The sequence below is a fragment of the Staphylococcus canis genome (assembly GCF_016238445.1).
GTDB classification, from domain to species: domain Bacteria; phylum Bacillota; class Bacilli; order Staphylococcales; family Staphylococcaceae; genus Staphylococcus; species Staphylococcus canis.
This window is the reverse complement of the sequence record NZ_JABANU010000125.1, coordinates 1-235: the sequence shown is the minus strand read 5'-3', so window position 1 is coordinate 235 and position 235 is coordinate 1. Positions and strand designations below refer to the sequence as shown.

The window sequence follows — 235 nt, the reverse complement described above, 5'->3', positions numbered from 1 at the left end:
GCGACTTCTAACTTCTTAATACAGTTTGATTTCAGTGCTTCTAAGATAAAGTGCCCTGTTATATATGTCATTTCAAGTTCTTCACTCAGACCTAATAAATATTGAACTAGACTGTATTGGCTATGCCAATTGTCAAAAAGACGGAACGGGTGGTAATGCATGCGATCGAGTTCGTTCGCAGGTTTTAACAAGAGTTTCCAATGACGCTTAAGTTTATTATATTTGGGTCTTTCAT

1 pseudogene is annotated in these 235 nt (G+C 36.6%); it reads right to left on the bottom strand.

The window, feature by feature from the left end:
* Positions 1-235, bottom strand: a pseudogene (locus HHH54_RS11375) (ISL3 family transposase); the annotation flags it as partial.